Below are 4,946 nucleotides of genomic sequence, written 5' to 3' on the forward strand. Positions count from 1 at the left end.
CTCTAATTCAGGCCATTTAAATAATCTGCCGCCAAATTAATGCGGCGTCCTACCCCAACGATCAAAACCTACTTCCGGTTCCGCTTCACAAATTTATGGCAGGTAATGCCCCGATCAATAACCACCATCTGCGCCGGCTCCACGCGTACTTCCTCTCCGCTTTTTTAATCATCGCGAACCCGCAATAGCCTTACTCGTGAGTACCCCCTCGGCAATAGGCCTTCTTCGAATAAATCCCCTTTATCCTGCTTGTCTCCTTTTTCTGCTCTTAGCTGTGGCGCAGTTGGCTGCATCTCTGGGGTACGAGGATGCGTTCACGTTTTTTGCCGGGTGGTCACCGGGAGGACAGCCGCTAACCGCTCATCGTTATTTCATCTCTCCCCCACACATGCCCTACAACGCCCATGGCTTGTGCCCTGTCGCCGCTTCGCTTACCAGCAAAGCCGCGCACAACCGCAGCGTTATCGCGCCACAGTGGCGTCCTTGACACTTCCCGGGGGAACCATCTGAAAAAAACCACAGTCGGAACCCTTGTCCCGCCAACTCGCTTAATGCACCGAATTACACGTTGGCAACCCTGAACTACAGCGAGGAGGCCCTGTGACTTTCAGCATCCCCAATGCAGCAACCAGCAAACGCAAACGATTGCGCCAGACCCTGACCACCACCAGCGCATTTTTGTCGCTGGTGGCGGCTTCTCAGCTCTGGGCGTTCAACCTGGATGACGTGGCGGAAAAGGCCAAAGCCTTGGCGGCGCAGAAGTACGTGGTGCCCAAGAGCAATCTGCCCAGCGAGTTCAGCGAGATGAAGTTCGCTGATTATCAGCAGATTCGCTTTCGCCCCGAGAAGGCGGAGTGGCAAGACCTGCAGACGCCGTTCAAGTTGTCGTTCTATCACCAAGGCATGCATTTCAATACGCCGGTGAAGATCAACGAAGTGACGGCCACCACCGTCAGCGAGATCAAGTACGACCCCAGCCGCTTCGATTTCGGCGACCTCAAGTTCGACGCCAAAGCCACTGAGCAATTGGGCTATGCCGGCTTTCGTGTGCTGTACCCGATTAATAAGGCGGATAAGCAGGACGAGATCATGACCCTGCTGGGCGCCAGTTATTTCCGTGTGGTGGGCAAGGGTCAGACTTATGGCTTGTCGGCGCGCGGTATGGCGATTGATACCGCCCTGCCCTCCGGGGAGGAGTTTCCCCATTTCAGCGAGTTCTGGATCGAGCGGCCCAAGCCCGGTGAGAAGCAGTTGGTGATTTATGCCCTGCTCGATTCGCCGCGTGCCACCGGCGCTTATCGCTTGGTGCTGCGCCCGGGCACTGATTCGGTGGTGGATGTAAAAACCCGTATGTACCTGCGCGAGAACGTGACTCAGCTTGGCGTAGCGCCGCTGACCAGCATGTTCTTGTTTGGCGCTAACCAGCCGGCGAAAAACCTTAACTACCGCCGTGAGCTGCACGACTCCAGCGGCCTGTCGATTCATGCCGGCAATGGCGAGTGGATTTGGCGACCGCTAAATAATCCCAAGCACTTGGGGGTCAGCAGCTTTGCCGTGGAAAACCCGAAAGGCTTTGGCTTGCTGCAACGCGGCCGCGATTTCTCCCATTACGAAGACCTTGATGACCGCTACGACAAACGCCCCAGCGCCTGGATTGAGCCGCAGGGTGATTGGGGCAAAGGCACGGTTAATTTGGTGGAGATCCCGACCGCCGATGAGACCAACGACAACATCGTCGCTTTCTGGAAACCAGCGTCGTTGCCCGAAGCCGGTCAGCCCATCGACTTCAGCTACCGCCTGCACTGGAGTGCGGACGAAACGTCGCTCGGCTCGCAAGAGTTGGCTTCGGTGAAACAAACCCTGCGCTCCACCGGCGATGTAAAGCAGTCCAACCTGATCCGCGAGCCCGACGGCAGCATCGCCTACCTGGTCGACTTTGAAGGCCCGGCGCTAAAAGCACTGTTGGAAGATGCCCCGGTGCGCAGCGAAATCAGCCTGGATGACAACGCCAAGCTGATGGAAAACAACGTGCGCTACAACCCCGAAACCCAGGGTTGGCGCCTGACCTTGCGCTTCAAAGTGAAAGACCCGAGCAAGCCGGTGGAAATGCGCGCGGCGTTGGTTAAAGACCTGCCCGTGGAAGCGCCAGCCGCGTTGGACGAAGAGCAGCCGAAAGCGGCCAAGCCTGCCCCTGCTCCTGAGCCGACACCGGCAACTGCTTCCGCCACACCGGCTGCCCCCGTGGATGTCAGTGCGGCGGCGGCAGCGGATGTGCCCGCGCCGCCGGCGCCACCCGTTCAGGTGCTGACCGAGACCTGGAGCAACCAGTTGCCCGCCGATGAATAAGCCAGCTGCCATTACCGTGCGCGAATACTTGGCCCATTTGCCGCTGAGTGAAGAGCAGCGCGCAGAGCTCAGCGGCAGCCGCTCATTGCTAGAGGTGCACAGGCGCTTGGCGGCGCAGCCGGTGATGGATAACCAGGGCGCCGTGCAGGCCTCGGTAGCGCAGCGCCTGACCTTGCTCAGCACCGATGCGCAGATGCTCGACAGCGATGGCGAAGGCCGCGTGCGCTTAAAAGCCACACCTCCGATCCGCCGTACGCGGGTGCTACCCGAGCCGTGGCGGACCAACGTGTTGGTGCGGATGTGGCGCACCTTGCGCGGCCAGGAAAATGTGCCAGCGCCGCCTAAGCGCGATTTGCCTTCGGCGCACTGGCGGCATGTCGGCTCTATTCGCCGCTACATTCTGCTGGCGTTGATGCTTGGGCAAACCCTGGTGGCCGGCTGGTATATGAAAGGCATCATGCCCTACCAGGGCTGGGCGTTTTTCGAGTGGAGTGAGGTGCGCCAGCAAACCCTGCTGCAAACCGCCACGCAGGTACTGCCGTATTTTTTGCAGGGCAGTATTTTGCTGCTGTTTGGCATTTTGTTTTGTTGGGTGTCGGCAGGTTTCTGGACCGCCTTGATGGGCTTTCTGGAACTGCTGACCGGGCGCGATAAATACCGCATCTCGGGCGCCAGTGCTGGCAACGAGCCGATTGCCGCTGAGGCGCGCACCGCCATCGTTATGCCGATCTGTAACGAGGATGTGGCGCGGGTATTTGCCGGCCTGCGGGCGACCTATGAGTCGGTAGCGCGCACCGGCGAGTTGGCGCATTTTGATTTCTTTGTGCTCAGCGACAGCAATGACGCCGATATCGCCGTGGCCGAGCAGCAAGCCTGGCTTGATCTCTGTCGTGAAACCAAGGGCTTCGGGCGGATTTTCTATCGCCGCCGGCGGCGCCGGGTAAAGCGCAAAAGCGGCAACCTCGACGACTTCTGCCGCCGCTGGGGCAGCGACTACCGCTATATGGTGGTGCTGGATGCCGACAGTGTAATGAGTGGCGAGTGCCTGACCAGCCTGGTGCGCTTGATGGAAGCCACGCCGGACGCCGGCATCATCCAAACCGCGCCGCGTGCTTCGGGCATGAACAGTTTGTATGCGCGCATTCAGCAGTTCTCTACCCGCGTGTACGGGCCATTGTTTACCGCAGGCCTGCATTTCTGGCAGCTCGGCGAATCGCACTATTGGGGCCATAACGCGATAATCCGCATGCAGCCCTTTATCGAGCACTGCGCCCTGGCGCCGCTGCCGGGCAAAGGCGCATTTGCCGGTGCGATTCTGTCCCACGACTTTGTTGAAGCGGCATTGATGCGCCGCGCCGGTTGGGGCGTGTGGATTGCCTATGACTTGCCCGGCAGTTACGAAGAGCTGCCGCCCAACCTGCTGGATGAGCTCAAACGTGACCGCCGCTGGTGCCACGGCAACCTGATGAACTTCCGCCTGTTTATGGTCAAGGGCATGCACCCGGTGCACCGTGCGGTGTTTCTGACCGGGGTGATGTCGTACCTGTCGGCACCGCTGTGGTTCTTCTTTTTGCTGTTATCCACCGCGCTGCTGGCGACCAATACGTTGATGGAGCCGCAGTACTTTATGGAGCCGCGCCAGCTCTATCCGCTGTGGCCGCAATGGCATCCGGAAAAAGCCATCGCGCTGTTTTCCACCACGGTGGTGCTGCTGTTTTTGCCCAAGTTGCTCAGTGTGGTGCTGATCTGGGCCAAGGGCGCCACCGGCTTTGGCGGCCGGCTGAAAGTAACCGCCTCGATGCTGCTGGAGATGCTGTTTTCCATTCTGCTGGCGCCGGTACGCATGTTGTTTCATACCCACTTTGTGCTGGCGGCGTTTCTCGGCTGGGAAGCAGTGTGGCATTCGCCGAGTCGTGACGATGGCTCCACCACTTGGCGTGAAGCGGCTGTGCGCCATGGTCCGCAGACGATTTTGGGGGTGTTGTGGACGGCGTTGGTGGCCTGGTTGAACCCGAGCTTTTTGTGGTGGCTGGCGCCGATTGTGGGCTCGTTGATGTTGTCGATTCCGCTGTCGGTATTGTCCAGCCGCGTAAGTCTGGGCTTGAAAGCCAAGGACGAGCAGCTGTTCCTGATACCCGAGGAATACCAGCCGCCGCGGGAGCTTTTGGCTACTGACGAGTACAACCACGAAAACACGTGGCATGCGCTGCACAACGGCTTTGTGCATGCCGTGGTCGACCCTAAACAAAATGCCCTCGCCTACGCCTTGGGCACGGCGCGCCATCGCCAGGCCGAGCCGTTGGAATGGCAGCGCAACGAACAGGTGCGGCATGCCTTGAAAGTCGGGCCAGCGCAGCTGGATGGCAAAGCGCGCATGGCGCTGCTCAGCGACCCGGTGGCCATGGCCCGTTTGCATGCGGCGGTGTGGGACGATGAGCCGGGGGAATGGATAGAGAGCTGGCGCGAGACCATCGCTAAAGACCCGCACGCACCGTTGCTGCCATTGCCAGCGGTGGTGGGGAATGTGGTGACGGCTTAAGAGCAAAACCCTCTCCCCAACCCTCTCCCGCAAGCGGGCAGAGGGGGCTGATGTTTGTTGG

The 4,946-nt window shown here is 59.8% G+C and carries 2 protein-coding genes; both read left to right on the top strand.

What is annotated here, in order from left to right:
• Window positions 1-600: 600 nt before the first annotated feature.
• Entirely contained in the window at window positions 601-2,346 is a 1,746-nt protein-coding gene (locus tag AAAB16_RS14630) for a glucan biosynthesis protein G (protein WP_340663970.1), read from the top strand.
• Window positions 2,339-4,885, top strand: coding sequence for a glucans biosynthesis glucosyltransferase MdoH (gene mdoH, locus AAAB16_RS14635; protein ID WP_340663971.1), 2,547 nt, complete (start codon window positions 2,339-2,341; stop codon window positions 4,883-4,885). Before AAAB16_RS14630 ends, mdoH begins: the two co-directional genes overlap by 8 nt.
• The last annotated feature ends 61 nt before the right edge of the window (window positions 4,886-4,946 follow it).

The organism is Pseudomonas sp. (assembly GCF_037994325.1).
Lineage (GTDB): Bacteria > Pseudomonadota > Gammaproteobacteria > Pseudomonadales > Pseudomonadaceae > Aquipseudomonas.